The organism is Variovorax sp. LjRoot175, assembly GCF_964253805.1.
In the GTDB taxonomy this organism is placed as follows: Bacteria; Pseudomonadota; Gammaproteobacteria; order Burkholderiales; family Burkholderiaceae_C; genus Variovorax.
Window position 1 is genome coordinate 5,545,704 of sequence record NZ_CAXURY020000001.1, and the last position, 16,589, is coordinate 5,562,292.

A 16,589-nucleotide genomic window follows, 5' to 3' on the forward strand; every position below is an offset into this window, starting at 1 on the left:
GGACTAAACTTGACCGCGATGCGGATCATTTCGGTGAAGTACTTGAGGGACTTTGGGGTGCGCCACCCCGCCTCGGAACAGCCGTTGAAGGCTTGGCATGAAGAGGCCAAGGCGGCAGTTTGGAAGACACCGCAGGACATCAAGGACCGCTATCGCAGTGCTCGCTTTGTTGGAAGCAACCGGGTCGTTTTCAACATCAAGGGCAATGACTACCGCCTTATCGCTGCCATCGCTTACAGATACGAGGCCGTTTGCGTCAAATTCATCGGCACGCATTCGGAATATGACCGAATCGATGCCCAACCTATTGAAGTGGAGTAGTCCATGGACATCCGACCCATCCGAACCGAAGCTGATTACAAGGCCACACTGAAGGCGGTGTCGCCGTACTTCGATCAGGAGCCGGCGCCGGGCACGGAGGACGCCGATCGCTTCGAAGTGTTGCTGGCATTGATCCAGAGCTATGAATCGAAAAATCACCCGATCGACCCGCCGGACGCGATCGAGGCGATCAAGTTCCGAATGGAGCAGCAGGGCCTCTCGGCGAAGGATCTTGAGCCTTTCATCGGGCAGTTGAATCGCGTGTACGAAGTCCTCAATCACAAACGTCCCTTGACCTTGAGGATGATTCGTCGAATCCACAAGGGGCTCGGCATTCCAGCTGAGGTATTGATCCAAACCGAAAACGACGACAAGTTCTCGCTTGCCGCATAGGAGCCCGCGTCATGCCCACCAATGCCTTCTATGCCCAGTCCGGCGGCGTCACTTCGGTCATCAACGCCTCGGCCTGCGGCGTGATCGAAACGGCGCGCCGGCACGCCGATCGAATCGGCACCGTCTACGCCGGACGCAACGGCATTCTCGGCGCGCTCGCCGAGGAGCTGATCGATACCAGCCTGGAGTCGGCCGAGGCGATCGCGGCGCTGCGCTCCACGCCCGCGGGCGCCTTCGGTTCCTGCCGCTACAAGCTCAAGTCGCTGGAAAAGAACCGGCGCGAGTACGAGCGCTTGATCGAGGTCTTCAAGGCGCACGGCATCGGCTACTTCTTCTACAACGGCGGCGGCGATTCGGCCGACACCTGCTTCAAGGTGAGCCAGCTGTCCGCTTCGCTCGGCTACCCGCTGCAGGCGATCCATGTGCCGAAGACCATCGACAACGACCTGCCGCTCACCGACTGCTGCCCGGGCTTCGGCTCGGTCGCGAAGTACGTGGCGGTGTCCACGCTCGAAGCCTCGCTGGACGTGCGCTCGATGGCCGCCACCTCCACCAAGGTGTTCGTGCTCGAGGTGATGGGCCGCCACGCGGGCTGGATCGCGGCGGCCGGCGGCCTGGCGGCGGACCACGGCATTCCTGTCGTGATCCTGTTCCCCGAGATTCCCTTCGACCAGCCGGCCTTCCTGGCGCGCGTCGATGCGCTGGTCAAGCACCATGGCTATTGCACGGTGGTGGTGTCGGAAGGTTGCCACCATCCCGACGGCACCTTCCTCGCCGAGCAGGGTACCAAGGATGCCTTCGGCCATGCGCAGCTCGGCGGCGCGGCGCCTGTGGTGGCGCAGATGGTCAAGGAGGCGCTGGACTACAAATTCCACTGGGCGGTGGCCGACTATCTGCAGCGCTCGGCGCGCCACATCGCCTCGGCCACCGACGCGCGGCAGGCCTATGAGCTCGGGCAGCGCGCGGTCGAGCTGGCACTCGAAGGCAAGAACTCGGTGATGCCGACCATCGATCGGACCTCCGACTCGCCCTATGCCTACCGCATCGGCAGCGCGCCGCTCGACCAGGTGGCCAACACCGAGAAGTTCATGCCGCGCGACTTCATCTCGGCCGACGGCTACGGCATCACCGACAAGTGCCGCAGCTACCTGCTGCCGCTGATCCAGGGCGAGGACTATCCGGCCTACCGCGACGGGCTGCCGGTCTACGTGACGCTGCAGAACCACGTGGTCGCGAAGAAGCTGCCGGCCTTCGAGATCGCCAAATGAACGCCGCAGCTGCACGGCCCGATCCTTCGCGTTGCCCTCTGTGCGGCGAGGCGAACCGCTGCGCGATGGAGATCGAGCGCGAGACCGGCCAAGTGCAGCCGCCTTGCTGGTGCATGCAAACCGACTTCGACCGCGCCGTGCTCGCGCGCGTCCCTGCAGAGATGCGCGGCCTCGCCTGCATCTGCGCGCGCTGCACTACTGCAGCCGCTGTTGCTGCGACTGCTGCTGATCCTGCTCCTGCGCCGGCGGTTCAGGATTGACGGGCGCCGGCGGCTGCCGGCCGCGCTCCCGCTCTTCGGCGATCACCTCGTGGATGAACTGCAGCTTGCCTACGGCCACGTGCGGCAGCACGAAGGGGTAGTAGTCGGGCTGGCCCATGCTGCGCGACAGCTCGTTGAGCACATTGGTGAGGCGCACCCAGCCGTTGAGGAAGTCGAGGAAATTCGCCGCTCCGGGATGTTCGGGCTGCCAGAGATCCGAGAGCTCGAACAGGTCGCTGGTGACTTCGACGTTCTGCGCATCGACGCCGAAGCTCTTCGCCGTGTCCGCCGTGTCGGCCATGTGCAGGTAATGGGCCCAGGTTTCGGCCCAGTCTTCCCACGGATGCGCGCTTGCATAGCTCGTGACGTAGCGGTTCGCCCAGTCGGGCGGCGGGCCGTTGTCGTAGTGGTTGCGCAGCGCCGTCGCGTAGTCGGCCCGCTCGTCGCCGAAGAGCTCGCGAAAACCGTCGAGCCACGGCGTCGGGAAGACCAGCAGGTCCCAGTAGTAGTGACCGATCTCGTGGCGGAAATGGCCGACCAGCGTGCGATAGGGTTCGCGCATCTCGGCACGGATGCGCTCGCGCACCGCGTCCTCGGCCTCTTCGGCGTTGAGCGTGATCAGGCCCATCTCGTGGCCGGTCATCACATGCGGGCCGCCCGGCATGTTGCTCAGGAAGTCGAAGGCCAGGCCGTGCACCGGATCGGTCAGGCGCGTGACGACCGGCAGGCCCAGCGCCAGCAGCTGCGAGATCAGCCGGCGCTTGGAGAGTTCGAGCTTGCGCCACAGCTCGCCGTTGCTCTCGATCGACAGGTCGGGGATGGTGCGCGTGACGCTGCATGAGAGGCACAGCCCGGGCACCAGGCCGTCGGTGTGGAAGGCCGGGTCGTCACCTTCGCGCGGCGCGGGCACCATCCAGTTGCAGGCGGCCGGGGTCATCAGGTTGGCGCAGCGGCGGTAGGTCTTGCCCCCGGCATCGCCGAAGACGGTGAAGGTGTCGGGCTCGGCGCCTTCCAACGTTGCGGGCGCGAGCGGCACCACGCCCAGGCTTTCGATCACGAAGCCGAGCGGCGTATGGCAGGCCAGGCACTGGCTGTTGCGCAGGAACACGGGGCGGCCGCACTGGCACTGGTAGGCACGGGTGACGGTGGGCGCCTGGAGCTCGGCCGCGAGCGAGGGCGCGGCTTCGGCTTCGACGGCGGGGCCGCTGTCGTCGGGGGTAGGGGATTCCATAGCTCTGTGTTCTTTTGGATTTCGTGCGGGACAGCCGGACCATTGTGAAGGCTGCCTCTGCGCCAGGACCGGCGCGCAAACCCCGATATCCTTGTAGGACGGCCCGAACAGGCTGCCTCCCCCGATGACCTCGACGCTCCCGCCGCAATCCCTCAGCAGCCGCTATGGGCCCCGCTACCGCTGGCTGCTGCTCTTTTCCGTGATGGTGGGCGTGATGGCATCGATCATGTCCTCGACCATCGTCAACGTGGCGATCCCGGGCATGAGCCACCACTTCGCGCTGGGCCAGGAGCGCGCGCAGTGGGTCAGCTCGGGCTTCATGGTCGCGATGACGGTGTCGATGTTGACCACGCCCTGGCTGCTCGCGCGCTACGGCTACCGCCGCACCTATGTCGGCACCATGGTGCTGCTGCTGCTCGGCGGCGTCGCGGGCGGGCTGGCCAACCACTTCCCGCTGGTGCTGATCGCGCGGGTCGCCGAGGGCCTGGCGGCCGGCGTGGTGCAGCCGATCCCGGCCATCATCATCCTGCGCGCCTTCGAGCCCCACGAGCAGGGCCGCGCAACCGGCATCTTCGGCATGGGCGTGGTGCTGGCGCCGGCCATCGGCCCCAGCATCGGCGGCGTGCTGGTCGACCTGTTCGGCTGGCGCTCGATCTTCTTCATGGTGGTGCCTTTCTGCATCGCCTCGATCTGGCTGGCCTACAAGTTCGTGCCGACCACGGCGCCCGGCGGCGTGGCGGCGGCGCGCAGCGGCGGGCTCGACTGGGGCGGCCTCGCGCTGGGCACCGCCGGCACCTTGTGCCTGCTGAACGGGCTGGTCGAACTGCGCGGCGACGCGCCGCTGCAGGCCGCGGCGCTGCTCGTCGGCGCGGTCGTGGCCTTCGGCGCCTTCGTCGGCTGGCAGCGGCGGCTCGCGGCCGCGGGCGGCACGCCGCTGATGAACCTGGCGCTGTTCCAGTACCGGCAGTTCGCGATGGGCAGCGTGGTCGCCTTCATCTACGGCACGGCGCTGTTCGGCTCGACCTACCTGCTGCCGGTCTACATGCAGGTCGGGTTGCAGCTTTCGGCTTCGCACGTCGGCACCATCCTGCTGCCGGCCGGCATCGTGCTCGCCTTCACCATTGCCGGTGTCGGCCGGCTCGCGGACCGGCATCCGACCTGGCTCCTGGTGTGCACCGGGCTCGCGCTCTTGGCCGTCTCCTTCGCGCTGATGCTGTTGCTGCGGCTCGACAGCGCGCTCTGGCTGCTGGTGGCCTTCGCGATCATCGGCCGCGTCGGGCTGGGCTTCATCCTGCCCTCGCTCAACCTGGGCTCGATGCGCCCGCTCGCCAAGCCGCTGATTCCGCAGGGCGCGAGCGCAATCAACTTCCTGCGCATGTTGGGCGGCGCGGCCGGCGTGAGCCTGTGCGCGATCGTGCTCGAATGGCGGCTGGCCGTGCATGGCGATTCGCTGGTCAACACGGCCACCAGCCCGGCGCGGCTGGCGGCCTTCAACGAGGTGTTCGCGATGCTGGCCGGCCTCTGCGCGCTGGCGATCTGCGCGGCCTGGCAGTTGCGCGAAAAGCGCTCTAATTGACCCATGTGCCAATTGCTCGGAATGAACTGCAACACGCCGACCGACGTGACATTCAGCTTCACGGGCTTCGCGCAGCGCGGCGGGCGCACCGACCACCATGCCGACGGCTGGGGCATCGCCTTCTTCGAGGACAGCGGCCTCAGGCATTTCGTCGACCACCAGCCGGCCTGCGAGTCGCCGGTGGCCGAGCTGATCCGGCGCTACCCGATCCAGAGCCGCAACGTCATCGCGCACATCCGCAAGGCCACGCAGGGCGCGGTGAACCTGCAGAACTGCCACCCCTTCGTGCGCGAGCTGTGGGGCCGCTACTGGGTGTTCGCGCACAACGGCGACCTGAAGGACTTCAGGCCGCGGCTGCACGGCAACTTTCATCCCGTGGGCAATACCGACAGCGAGCACGCCTTCTGCTGGATCATGCAGGAGATGGCCAAGTCGCACGCCGACGTGCCGAGCGTCGAGGAACTGACGCTCACGCTGCGCGAGCTGGCGCCGCGCGTCGCGCGCCACGGCACCTTCAACTTCATGCTCTCGAACGGGCAGGCGCTGTGGTCGCACGCCTCGACGAACCTCTGGTACATCGAGCGGCGCCATCCTTTCGTGACGGCCGAGCTGTCGGACGAAGACCTCAGCATCGACTTTGCGCAGCACACCACGCCGAATGACCGGGTGGCGGTGGTGGTGACGGCGCCCCTGACCACCAACGAGACCTGGACCGCCTTCGCGCCCAACGAGCTCGCGGTGTTCGTCGACGGCCAGCGCGCCGGCTGAATTCGGGCGCCGCGCACGGGCTTCGCCGAGGCGGTGCGCGCGCTGGGCCAGGCGCTAGCGGAGGTACGCCTCCAACGCATCGATGAACATCGCCGGCACGTCGAAGCCGGTCTGCTCGGTGATTTCCTGGAAGCAGGTCGGACTGGTCACGTTGATCTCGGTCAGCGAGCCGCCGATCACGTCGAGCCCGATCAGGAGCAGCCCGCGTTCGTTGAGCACCGGTCCGATCGCTTCGGCGATGCGCCGGTCCTGGTCGGTCAGCGGCTGCGCCACGCCCTTGCCGCCGGCCGCGAGGTTGCCGCGCACCTCGGTGCCCTGCGGAATGCGCGCCAGGCTGTGCGGCACGGCCTGGCCGCCGATCACGAGGATGCGCTTGTCGCCCTGCGCGATCTCGGGCACGAAGCGCTGCACCATGATGGTTTCGGCGCCGTTCTTGTTGAGCGTCTCGACGATCGAGCCGAGGTTCAGCCCGTCGGCCTTGACGCGGAAGATGCCCATGCCGCCCATGCCGTCGAGCGGCTTCAGGATGATGTCCTGGTGCTCGGCATGGAAGGCGCGCACCGCGGCCGGATCGCGCGTGACCAGCGTGGGCGTCGTGTACTCGGCGAACTCCATGATCGCGAGCTTCTCGGGATGGTCGCGCAGCGCGCGCGGCCGGTTGACGACGCGCGCGCCTTCGCGCTCGCCCTGTTCGAGCAGGTGAGTGGCGTAGATGTACTCGGCGTCGAAGGGCGGGTCCTTGCGCATCAGCACCACGTCGAAGGCGTGCAGCGGGCGTTCGATCACGGCCTCTTCGCGGAACCATGCCTGCTCGCCGGTCAGCGCGATCTCGCGCACCCTGGCGGTGACCGGCCGGCCGCGCTGCCAGTTCAGGTGCCGCGGCTCGCAGGCCGAGAGCGTGTAGCCGCGGCGCTGCGCCTCTCGCATCATCGAGAAGGTGGTGTCCTTGTAGATCTTGAACTGCTCGAGCGGGTCAGCGATGAAAAGAATGTGCATCAGGATGTCTTTCCGGCGAACGATGAGGAAGGGGCGGCTTCGGCAGAAGCGGCCCGTGCGTCTTGCTTGATCTTGCAGGCAGCTGCGATGTCCTTGCCGGCGAAGGGTTTGCCGCAGCCGAGCTGCTGGATGGCCGAGAGGCTCAGGTCCTTGAAGAATCGCATCGACGGCCTCGACGCCCTAGATCTCGATCTTCGAGCCCAGCTCGACCACCGCGTTGTTCGGCAGCCCGAGGAAGCCCGCCGCCCCGCTCGCGTTGTGGTGCATCTGCGCGAAGAGCTTCTCGCGCCAGGGCGCCATGCCGCTGCCGAGCGTGGGGATCACCACGTCGCGCGAGAGAAAGTAGCTGGTCGTCATGGGCTCGAGCTGGCAGCCGCGCAGCCGCGCATGCTCCAGCGCGCGCGGCAGGTCGACGTCGTTCTTGAAGCCGTAGTGCACCACCACCTGCCAGCAGTGATGCCCGAGCGGCTCCATCTCGATGCGCTTGTCCATCGGAATCCACGGCACTTCGTGGCTGCGCACGGTGACGAACAGGTTCTGCTCGTGCATCACCTTGTTGTGCTTGAGGTTGTGCAGCAGCGCATTGGGCACCACGCCCGGCTCCGCGGTCATGAACACCGCGGTGCCGTCGACGCGCGCCGGCGGATTGACGAACACCGAATCGAGGAAACCGCGCAGGTCGATGGCTTCGGCCAACTGCATCTGGCCCATGAGGCGCCGGCCTTCCTTCCAGGTCAGCATCAGCATGAAGATGGACCCGCCGATCAGGAGCGGGAACCAGCCGCCTTCGAACAGCTTCAACAGGTTGGAGGCGAAGAACAGGAAGTCGACCACGAAGAACCAGCCGGTCGCGGCGATGCACAGCCACAACGGGTACTTCCAGGCATAGCGGATCACGAAGAAAGTCAGCACCGTGGTGATCAGCATGTCGGTGGTCACGGCGATGCCGTAGGCCGCGGCCAGGTTGCTCGACGAGCGGAACATGACCACCGCCAGCACGATCGCGACGAACAGCCCCCAGTTGACGAAGGGAATGTAGATCTGCCCCGCGGTGCGCACGCTGGTGTGCTCGATGTTCAGGCGCGGCAGGTAACCGAGCTGGATCACCTGCCGCGTGACGCTGAAGGCGCCGGTGATGAGCGCCTGCGACGCGATCACCGTGGCGGCGGTGGCGAGCAGCACCAGCGGTATCAGGGCCCATTCGGGCGCCATCATGTAGAAGGGATTCTTCACCGCCGACGGGTTCTCCAGCAGCAGCGCGCCCTGGCCGAAGTAGTTGAGCGTGAGCGCCGGCATCACGACCGAGAACCAGGCGACGCGGATCGGCCGCTTGCCGAAGTGGCCGAGGTCGGCGTAGAGCGCCTCGGCACCGGTCACGCACAGCACGGTCGCACCCAGGATGATGAAGCTGGTGCCGGGGTTGTCCCACATGAAGCGCAGCGCATAGTGCGGGCTCATGGCCTTGAGGATTTCAGGATGGGCGAGGATCTGCCACACGCCCAGCAGCGCGATCGCGAAGAACCAGACCAGCGTGATCGGGCCGAAGTAGCGGCCGATGCCCGTGGTGCCGTGCTTCTGGAGCGCGAACAGGCAGAACAGCACGACCAGCGTGATCGGGATCACGTAGTGCTTGAAGTGCGGCGACACCACCTCCAGGCCCTCGACCGCCGACAGCACCGAGATGGCCGGCGTGATGACGCCGTCGCCGTAGAAGAGCGAGGTGCCGAAGATGCCGACCATCAGCAGCACGTGGCGCAGGCGGGGCTTGTCGACCACCGCCTGCGAGGCCAGTGCCAGCATCGCGACCAGGCCGCCCTCGCCCTCGTTGTCGGCCCGCAGGACCAGCACCACGTACTTGAGCGAGACGATCACCGTCAAGGTCCAGAAGAACATCGACAGGATGCCGTAGACGTTCTCGACCGTGAAGGGAACGTGGCCGTGGCCGAACACCTCCTTGACCGCATACAGAACGCTGGTGCCGATGTCGCCATAGACGACACCGATGGCCGCAAGGATCAGCGCGGCAGAGGAAGATTTGGTGGGGGACACGGAGTCGATGAAAAAGGGTGTCCGGCATGACGCTGCACGCCCGGGCGCCTGGGCAGCTGGGTGCAGCCGCCGCGTCGCCTTCCGCCCTCTTGTTTGCGTTGCTGTGGGGTCGCTATTTTGCCGCCGCCGGAAGGCCCCGCAACACGTACTACGAAATCATTCGTAGATTTCGGCGTCCGGATCGGTCGCCTCGAGCTCGTAGCTGGCCGCCACCATGGCCAGCCGTCCGATCACGCCGTACATGTAGAAGCGATTCGGGGCGCTCGCGCCGGGCTTGGCGCCCGGTTGCGGTAAGTGCGCACTCTCCGAAAATGCCAAGGGCACGAAGCTCGCGCCCGGCAGGTTGAGGTTCTCGTCGGGGCTGCGCTCGGCATGCACCCGGTAGAAGCCGCCGACCACGTAGCGGTCCATCATGTAGACCACCGGCTCGGCGACGCCGTTGTGCACGCGCTCGTTGGTCAGCACGCCTTCCTGCACGATCACCTCGCCCGGCTCCTGGGCTTCGCTGGCGGTGCCGGTCTTGTTGTTGCGCGGCCTGCGGCCGAGGGCCTCGAGATCCTTGACGTCGCGCACCGTCATGACACCCATGCCATGGGCGCCGTTGTCGGCTTTGACGACCACGAAGGGCTTCTCGTTGATGCCGTATTCCTTGTACTTGCGCCGGATCTTGGTGAGCAGCGCGTCCACGTGGCTGGTCAGCACGTCCATCCCCTGGCCCTCGGCGACATCGACGCCGCCGGCGCGCGCGTACATCGGGTTGATCAGCCAGGGGTCGATGCCCAACAGCTTGCCGAAGCGCTTGGAAACTTCCTCGTAGCTGTGGAAGTGGTTGCTCTTGCGGCGTACCGACCAGCCGGCATGCAGCGGCGGCAGCAGGTACTGCTCGTGCAGGTCTTCCAGGATGCCGGGCGTGCCGGCCGCGAGGTCGTTGTTGAGCAGGATGGTGCAGGGGTCGAAATGCTTGAGCCCCAGGCGCCGCTTGCCGCGCACCACGGGCTCCAGGCACACGGTCTCGCCGTTCGGCAACTCGATCTTCTTGGGCGACTTGATCGCCGGATCGATCGAGCCCACGCGCACATTGAGCCCCGCCATATGAAAAATCCGCACCAGCCGGGCCACGTTGGCCAGGTAGAAGGTGCTGCGCGCATTGTTTTCCGGGATCACCAGCAGGTTGCGCGCTTCGGGGCAGATCTTCTCGATCGCGGCCTGCGCGGCCTGCACCGCCAGCGGCAGCATGTCATCGGTCAGGTTGTTCCAGCCGCCAGGGTAGAGGGTGGTGTCGACCGGCGCCAGCTTGAAGCCGGCATTGCGGATATCGACCGAGCTGTAGAAGGGCGGCGTGTGCTCCATCCATTCGAGCCGGAACCAGCGCTCGATGGCCGGCATGGAGTCGAGAACGCGTTGTTCGAGTTCGTTGATGGGGCCGGTCAGGGCGGTGACGAGATGGGGAACCATGCGACGGCCTTGTTATGCGTGTTCTGCGACGAAAGGTGGAGTGGAATTGTAGGATTTGGGGGCGCTGGAGCGGATGACAAGCGCTGCCCCGATCCGCGCCACCTTCAGCTCCGCACTTCGCCCTGGCCCAGCACCACGTACTTGAGCGAGGTGAGCCCCTCGATGCCGACCGGCCCGCGCGCATGGAACTTGTCGGTGCTGATGCCGATCTCGGCCCCGAGCCCGAACTCGAAGCCGTCGGCAAAGCGCGTGCTCGCGTTCACCATCACGCTGGCCGAGTCGACCTCGCGCAGGAAGCGCTGGGCGTGCATGTGGTCGCGCGTGACGATGGCGTCGGTGTGATGGCTCGAATAGCGGTTGATGTGCGCGATGGCTTCGTCCACGCCCGCGACCACCTTGATGCTGATGACGGCGGCCAGGTACTCCTCAGACCAGTCGGACTCGACCGCGTCCACCACCCGGGCGCCCGGCGGGAGCGCACCGTCGGCGCGCAGGATGCGCGCCGCTGCGGGGTCGCAGCGCATCTCCACCCCCTTGGCCGCGAAGATCGCGCCGATCTCCGGCAGGAAGCTCTCGGCCATCGAGGCCGCCACCAGCAGGCCCTCGGCCGCATTGCAGGGGCTGTACTTCTGCGTCTTGGCGTTGTCGACGATCTTGACCGCCATGTCGAGCTCGGCCGTGTCGTCCACGAAGACGTGGCAGTTGCCGTCCAGGTGCTTGATGACCGGCACCTTGGCCTCGCGGCTGATGCGCTCGATCAGGCCCTTGCCGCCTCGCGGGATGACCACGTCGACGAACTCGGGCATCGCGATCAGCTGCCCCACCGCCTCGCGGTCGGTGGTCTGCACCAGCTGCACCGCCTCGACCGGCAGGCCCGCCTCGGCCAGCGCCTCCGACACCAGCAGCGCGAGCGCCTTGTTCGACTCGATCGCCTCCGAGCCGCCGCGCAGGATCGCCGCGTTGCCGCTCTTGATCGCGAGGCTCGCGGCCTCGATGGTCACGTTGGGCCGGCTCTCGTAGATCATGCCGAAGACGCCGATCGGCACCCGCATCTGACCGACGCGGATGCCGCTGGGCTGCTGCTTCATGCCGATGACTTCGCCGATCACGTCGGGCATCGCGGCGAGCTGTTCGCAGCCCAGCGCCACGGTCTCGATGACCTTCGGCGTGAGCTTGAGCCGGTCGACCATCGGGGCCGAGAGGCCGGCCGCGACAGCGCGCTCGATGTCGCGCGCATTGGCCGGGGCCAGGCCCTCCGCCCTCTCGCGCAGGCGCCGTGCCAGCGCCTTGAGCGCCTTGTTCTTGGTGGCCGCGGAGGCCTTGGCCATCAGGGCGGCGGCCGCCTTGGCCTGCAGCCCCAGGGTCTGCATGTGTTCGTTGACGTTGAACGCGTTCATCCGCGCATTTTCCCACGCGGGCTGCGGGCAGGGCGGCAATGCGTGGAAACGCGGGGTTCGCGAAAGAGGAACGATCGCGCGCTCAGCCCCGGGCCGGCGCCGCGCAGGCCCGGCACAGCATCAGCGCCAGCCGCTGCAGCGCCTGCCAGCCGCCGGCCGGCCAGTCGGGCTGCTTCAGGCCCTTGACGATGCCGTCCACGATGTGCGCGGCGCGCAGCATGCGGGCCAGCGCACGATCGTCCAGCCGCGGCAGCACGCGCTCGAAGGCGCGCTCGCGCAGGCCCCAGATGCGGTTCTCGCGCAGCGCCATGGGCAGCGGCCGGCCGGCGGCCATCGCGTCCTTGACGCGCTTCAGCGCCCGGATGTCCTCGGCCAGCGTGTAGTGCACCAGCACCTCGGCCTCGCCTTCGGCCTGCAGGCCGTCGAGCATGCGCGCGACGCGCTGCGGATTGCCGCCGAGCACGGCTTCGGAGAGCTTGAACACGTCGTAGCGCGCGACGTTGTTGACCGCGCCTTCGACCTGCTCCCACGACAGCTCGCCCTCGGGATGCAGCAGCGCGAGCTTCTGGATTTCCTGGTGCGCGGCGAGCAGGTTGCCTTCCACGCGGTCGGCGAAGAACTGCAGCGTGCGCTGGCCTTCCTCGCCGCCTCTCACGCGCTGGCCCTGCTGCGCGAGCCGCTGCGCGATCCACTGCGGCAGCGCGGCGCGCTCGATGCTTTCGATCTGCAGGCTGATGCCGTTGTTCTCCAGCGCCGAGAACCAGGCGCCGGTGCGCGTGGCCTTGTCCAGGCGCGGCAGCATCACCAGCGTGAGGGTGCTGTCGTTGCCCTGCGCGGCCTCGGCGATCTGCTGCAGCGCGACGCTGCCGTCCTTGCCCGGCTTGCCCGAGGGGATGCGGATTTCGACGATCTGCCGGTCGGCGAACAGGCTCAGCGACCCGCCCGCGGCGAGCACCGCGCTCCAGTCGAAATGCGCGCCGGCCACGGTGTACGAGCTGCGCTCGGTGTAGCCCTGCGTTCGTGCCGCTACGCGGATCGCGTCGGCCGCCTCCTGCGCGAGCAGCGGCTCGTCGCCGTGGATGGTGTAGAGCGGCTTGATGCCCTTCTGCAGATGGGCTTCCAGCTGCGCGGGGCCGAGCTGCATCAGAGGCTCTTCACCGCGCCCAGCCGCCGCATCGTCTGCTGGGCGATGTCGCTCTGCATGTCGCGGAACAGCAGCTCCGCTTCGCTTTCCTTCGCCAGCGCCGCGGTTTCGTTGTAGGTGATGTCGCGCTGCTGCTGGATCTCGGTCGGTGGCAGCAGTTCCTTGCCGCCCGGCGTGCGCAGCCTGAAGCGCATCGTCAGGCGCAGCTGGAGCTCGCGCACCTGGCCGGCCGAATTGGTGGAGAGCACGATGCGCTCGCGGTTTTCGGCAAGGATGTCGAGCACCGCTTCGGCCGTGTCGAGCTTGTCGGCCGGAATCAGCTCGACGGTGCCGGCGGCGCGGATCTGGCGCCGAAGATCGTTCACGAAAGCCGAGCTGCCCGGCACCGCCAGCGTCTTGAACGCGAAGATCGGCGCACGGCGCAGCTCGAAGCCGCAGCCCGCGACCCCAAGCGAGGCCGCCGCGGCAAGGGCGAGAAAGCCGCGACGCGGCAGGAAGCGCTGAGACCGGGTGCGTGTATTCATGCTTTCCTTCATACCACCACGTTGACCAGCCGCCCGGGCACCACGACCACGCGCTTGGGCACGGCGCCCTCGGCATGCTTGGCCAGCACCTCGCTCGCGAGCGCGATCTTCTCGATCTCCTGCTTCGAGGCATTGGCCGGCACGCGCAGCGAGCCGCGCAGCTTGCCGTTGACTTGCAGCATGAGCTCGATCTCGTCCTGCTCCAGCGCGACCACGTCGACCACCGGCCAGGGCGCGTCGAGCAGCGGGCCGTGCAGCTTGTCGTAGCCCAGCTGATGCCACAGTGCGTGCGTGATGTGCGGCGTGGCCGGGTAGAGGCAGCGCATCAGGATGCCGAAGCCTTCGCGCACGGCCGCGCGGTCGCCCGTGCTGCCGTCGGACTTGAAGCCCTCCAGCGCATTCAGGAGCTTCATCGCGCCCGACACCACGGTGTTGTATTGCATGCGCTGGTAGTCGTAGTCGATCTGGCGCAGCACGGTATGGACCTCGCGGCGCAGCGCCTTGGCCTCCTTGCCGAAGGCCGAGCGCGGGTCGATCGCGTCGATCTCGATCTCCGCGTTCTCCGCGGCGCTGACGGTCGCCGCTTCGAGCGCCACCCCGAAGTTCCAGACCCGGCGCAGGAAACGGTAGCTGCCTTCCACAGCCGCATCGTTCCACTCCAGCGTGGCCTCGGGCGGCGCGGTGAACATGGTGTAGAGGCGCGCCGTGTCGGCGCCGTACTTCTCGATCAGGTCCTGCGGATCGACGCCGTTGCGCTCGCTCTTGCCCATCTTGCCGACGCCGCCGTATTCGAGCTTCGAACCGTCGGCCAGGGTGCCGCCGGTGATGCGCCCCTGCGCATCGAGCACGGGCGTCACCTCGGAAGGCGGGAAGTACTCCTTGGCCCCCTTCTCGGTGCGCCGGTAGAAGATGTGGTTGAGCACCATGCCCTGCGTGAGCAGCTTGCTGAAGGGCTCGTCGATCTTCACCAGACCGAGGTCGCGCATCACCTTGGTCCAGAAGCGCGCGTAGAGCAGGTGCAGGATCGCGTGCTCGATGCCGCCGATGTACTGGTCCATCGGCATCCAGTAGTCGGCGCCCTCGGCCACCATGGCCTGGTCGTTCTTCGGGTCGCAATAGCGCATGAAGTACCACGCGCTGTCGACGAAGGTGTCCATCGTGTCAGTCTCGCGCCGCGCCGGCTTGCCGCAGACCGGGCACACCACGCCGGCGTGGAAGCCTTCATGCTTGGCCAGCGGGTTGCCGGAGCCGTCGGGCACGCACTCGGTGGGCAGCACGACCGGCAGGTCCTTCTCGGGCACCGGCACCGCGCCGTGCTCCTCGCAGTGGATGATCGGGATCGGCGTGCCCCAGTAGCGCTGGCGGCTCACGCCCCAGTCGCGCAGGCGCCAGGTGGTCTGCATCTCGCCCAGGCCCTTCTGGCCGAGCGCGTGCGCCACCGCCTTGACCGCCTCGGCGTAGGACATGCCGCTGAAGTTGTCGGAGTTGATGGTCACGCCGCGCTGCTTGTCGGCATACCAGTCCTGCCAGCGGTGGTAGTCGAAGTGCGGTTCGTCGTCGACCAATACGACCTGGATGATCTCGATGCCGTACTTGTTGGCGAAGGCGAAGTCGCGCTCGTCGTGCGCGGGCACGCCCATCACGGCGCCGTCGCCGTAGCCGATCAGCACGTAGTTGCCGACCCAGACCGGAATCGGCTCGTCGGTGATCGGGTGCTGCACGTGCAGGCCGGTGGGCACGCCCTTCTTTTCCTGCGTCGCGAGCTCGGCCTCGGTGGTGCCCCCGCTCTTGCATTCCTCGATGAAGGCGGCGACTTTCGGGTCTTTCTTCGCGGCATGCACGGCGAGCGGGTGTTCGGGCGCCACGGCGCAGAAGGTCACGCCCATGATGGTGTCGGCGCGCGTCGTGAAGACGTGCATGAGGCCGCTCTGGATCAGCTTGCCGTGATCGTCCTTGATGTCGTGCAGGAAGGCGAAGCGCACGCCCTCGCTCTTGCCGATCCAGTTCTCCTGCATCAACTTGACGCGCTCGGGCCAGCCCGGCAGCTTGTGCTGGGTGTGCTCGAGCAGTTCTTCGGCGTAGTCGCTGATCTTGAGGTAGTAGCCCGGGATCTCGCGCCGCTCCACCGTGGCGCCGGTGCGCCAGCCCTTGCCGTCGATCACCTGCTCGTTGGCCAGCACGGTCTGGTCGACCGGATCCCAGTTGACGAGCTGGGTCTTGCGGTAAGCGATGCCTTTTTCGAGCATCTTCAGGAACAGCCACTGGTTCCACTTGTAATAGCTGGGGTCGCAGGTGGCGATCTCGCGGCTCCAGTCGATCGCCAGCCCCATGGCCTGGAGCTGGCTCTTCATGTAGCCGATGTTCTCGTAGGTCCATTGGGCCGGCGGCACGCCGTTCTTGAGCGCCGCGTTCTCGGCCGGCAGGCCGAAGGCGTCCCAGCCCATCGGCATCAGCACGTTGTAGCCGCTCATGCGCAGGTAGCGCGTGAGCATGTCGTTGATCGTGTAGTTGCGCACGTGGCCCATGTGCAGCTTGCCGCTGGGGTACGGCAGCATCGAGCAGGCGTAGTACTTCTTCTTGCGCGCGTCCTCGGTCACGCGGTAGGCATCGGCCGCCGTCCAGGCGGCCTGGGCAGCGGACTCGACGTCGCTGGGTTTGTAGCTGGGGTTCATTGGGCTTGGGGCAACAGCCCGGCATCAGGCGGCCGGGGAATGCGGATTATCGCGGGTGAGGAAGCTCAAGGCTTCCTGGTGGCCGGCGCTTCGGTCACGAAGCCGATGCGGCTCAGCCCCGCCTTGTTCGCGATGCCCATCAACTCGACCACCTTGCCGTAGGGCACGGTCTGGTCGGCGCGCAGCTGGACCTCGGTGTCGCGGTTGGCGGCGGCGGCCTTCTCGAGGCCGGCCGCGAGCTCCTCGACACTCACGGCCTGGTCGTTAAGGAAGACCTTGCCCTCCGCATCCACCGCGAGACTCACGAACTTGGGCGTGTCGGCGGGCTGGCCGGCGTCGGTGCGCGGCAGGTCGAGCTTGATCGAGCTGGCCATCAACGGGGCGGTGATGATGAAGATCACCAGCAGCACCAGCATCACGTCCACCAGCGGCGTGACGTTGATGTCCGACAGCGGCCGCTGCCCGCCGGCGCCGATCGCCCGCCCGCCGGTGGCGGTGCTGCCGAGCGAGGTGCGACCGAAGGCCATGGGTTCTG

Annotated in this window: 16 protein-coding genes; 6 read left to right on the top strand and 10 right to left on the bottom strand. The window is 67.1% G+C overall.

The window, feature by feature from the left end; all coding sequences use genetic code 11:
• Positions 1–18: 18 nt before the first annotated feature.
• Genes ACSQ89_RS27500 through ACSQ89_RS27515 form a run of 4 tightly spaced genes read left to right on the top strand, consistent with a single transcriptional unit; the run spans position 19 to position 2,242 of the window.
• Positions 19–321 carry a type II toxin-antitoxin system HigB family toxin gene (locus ACSQ89_RS27500; RefSeq protein ID WP_436292150.1) on the top strand — a complete coding sequence of 101 codons (303 nt, stop codon included), beginning with the start codon at positions 19–21 and terminating at the stop codon, positions 319–321.
• Between the two features lie 3 nt (positions 322–324).
• Complete coding sequence (locus ACSQ89_RS27505; RefSeq protein WP_093109959.1) at positions 325–714, top strand: helix-turn-helix domain-containing protein; 390 nt, start codon at positions 325–327, stop codon at positions 712–714.
• An 11-nt stretch (positions 715–725) separates the two neighbouring features.
• The gene (locus ACSQ89_RS27510) at positions 726–1,982 is read left to right on the top strand and encodes a 6-phosphofructokinase (protein ID WP_093109958.1); all 1,257 of its coding nucleotides are present in this window, start codon (positions 726–728) and stop codon (positions 1,980–1,982) included.
• Entirely contained in the window at positions 1,979–2,242 is a 264-nt protein-coding gene (locus ACSQ89_RS27515) for a cysteine-rich CWC family protein (protein ID WP_436292149.1), read from the top strand. Before ACSQ89_RS27510 ends, ACSQ89_RS27515 begins: the two co-directional genes overlap by 4 nt.
• On the opposite strand, the gene ACSQ89_RS27520 is transcribed toward ACSQ89_RS27515, so the two are convergent.
• On the bottom strand, positions 2,178–3,473 hold the full coding sequence (locus tag ACSQ89_RS27520; RefSeq protein ID WP_436292148.1) for a zinc-binding metallopeptidase family protein: 1,296 nt from the start codon (positions 3,471–3,473) through the stop codon (positions 2,178–2,180). The genes ACSQ89_RS27515 and ACSQ89_RS27520 overlap by 65 nt on opposite strands.
• A gap of 124 nt (positions 3,474–3,597) precedes the next feature.
• Here ACSQ89_RS27520 and ACSQ89_RS27525 point away from each other — a divergent pair, with 124 nt between their 5' ends.
• Both ACSQ89_RS27525 and ACSQ89_RS27530 read left to right on the top strand, forming a co-directional pair.
• Positions 3,598–5,049 (top strand): MFS transporter, encoded by a 1,452-nt coding sequence (locus tag ACSQ89_RS27525; RefSeq protein ID WP_436292147.1) that lies wholly within the window; start codon positions 3,598–3,600, stop codon positions 5,047–5,049.
• A gap of 3 nt (positions 5,050–5,052) precedes the next feature.
• The gene (locus ACSQ89_RS27530; RefSeq protein WP_436296585.1) at positions 5,053–5,817 is read left to right on the top strand and encodes a class II glutamine amidotransferase; all 765 of its coding nucleotides are present in this window, start codon (positions 5,053–5,055) and stop codon (positions 5,815–5,817) included.
• A 54-nt stretch (positions 5,818–5,871) separates the two neighbouring features.
• On the opposite strand, the gene gshB is transcribed toward ACSQ89_RS27530, so the two are convergent.
• The 9 genes from gshB to ACSQ89_RS27575 form a co-directional block, all read right to left on the bottom strand.
• Positions 5,872–6,813, bottom strand: coding sequence for a glutathione synthase (gene gshB, locus ACSQ89_RS27535; protein ID WP_436296586.1), 942 nt, complete (start codon positions 6,811–6,813; stop codon positions 5,872–5,874).
• Positions 6,813–6,977 carry a hypothetical protein gene (locus ACSQ89_RS27540; RefSeq protein WP_436292144.1) on the bottom strand — a complete coding sequence of 55 codons (165 nt, stop codon included), beginning with the start codon at positions 6,975–6,977 and terminating at the stop codon, positions 6,813–6,815. The genes gshB and ACSQ89_RS27540 overlap by 1 nt, the downstream gene beginning before the upstream one ends.
• 16 nt (positions 6,978–6,993) lie before the next feature.
• On the bottom strand, positions 6,994–8,862 hold the full coding sequence (locus ACSQ89_RS27545) for a potassium transporter Kup (RefSeq protein WP_093109952.1): 1,869 nt from the start codon (positions 8,860–8,862) through the stop codon (positions 6,994–6,996).
• A gap of 156 nt (positions 8,863–9,018) precedes the next feature.
• Positions 9,019–10,317, bottom strand: a complete 1,299-nt coding sequence (gene gshA / locus ACSQ89_RS27550; protein WP_093109951.1) for a glutamate--cysteine ligase — start codon at positions 10,315–10,317, stop codon at positions 9,019–9,021.
• A 104-nt stretch (positions 10,318–10,421) separates the two neighbouring features.
• A complete protein-coding gene (locus ACSQ89_RS27555) occupies positions 10,422–11,714 on the bottom strand; it encodes a glutamate-5-semialdehyde dehydrogenase (RefSeq protein ID WP_093109950.1) in 1,293 nt (430 codons plus the stop codon).
• An 82-nt stretch (positions 11,715–11,796) separates the two neighbouring features.
• Positions 11,797–12,858, bottom strand: coding sequence for a DNA polymerase III subunit delta (gene holA, locus ACSQ89_RS27560; protein ID WP_436296587.1), 1,062 nt, complete (start codon positions 12,856–12,858; stop codon positions 11,797–11,799).
• Positions 12,858–13,382, bottom strand: a complete 525-nt coding sequence (locus tag ACSQ89_RS27565) for an LPS assembly lipoprotein LptE (RefSeq protein WP_436292142.1) — start codon at positions 13,380–13,382, stop codon at positions 12,858–12,860. Before ACSQ89_RS27565 ends, holA begins: the two co-directional genes overlap by 1 nt.
• Before the next feature lie 8 nt (positions 13,383–13,390).
• Positions 13,391–16,054: a leucine--tRNA ligase gene (gene leuS, locus ACSQ89_RS27570; RefSeq protein WP_436292141.1), complete on the bottom strand. Its 2,664-nt coding sequence runs from the start codon at positions 16,052–16,054 to the stop codon at positions 13,391–13,393.
• Positions 16,055–16,119: 65 nt separating this feature from the next.
• Entirely contained in the window at positions 16,120–16,581 is a 462-nt protein-coding gene (locus ACSQ89_RS27575) for an ExbD/TolR family protein (RefSeq protein ID WP_093109946.1), read from the bottom strand.
• Positions 16,582–16,589: the final 8 nt, after the last annotated feature.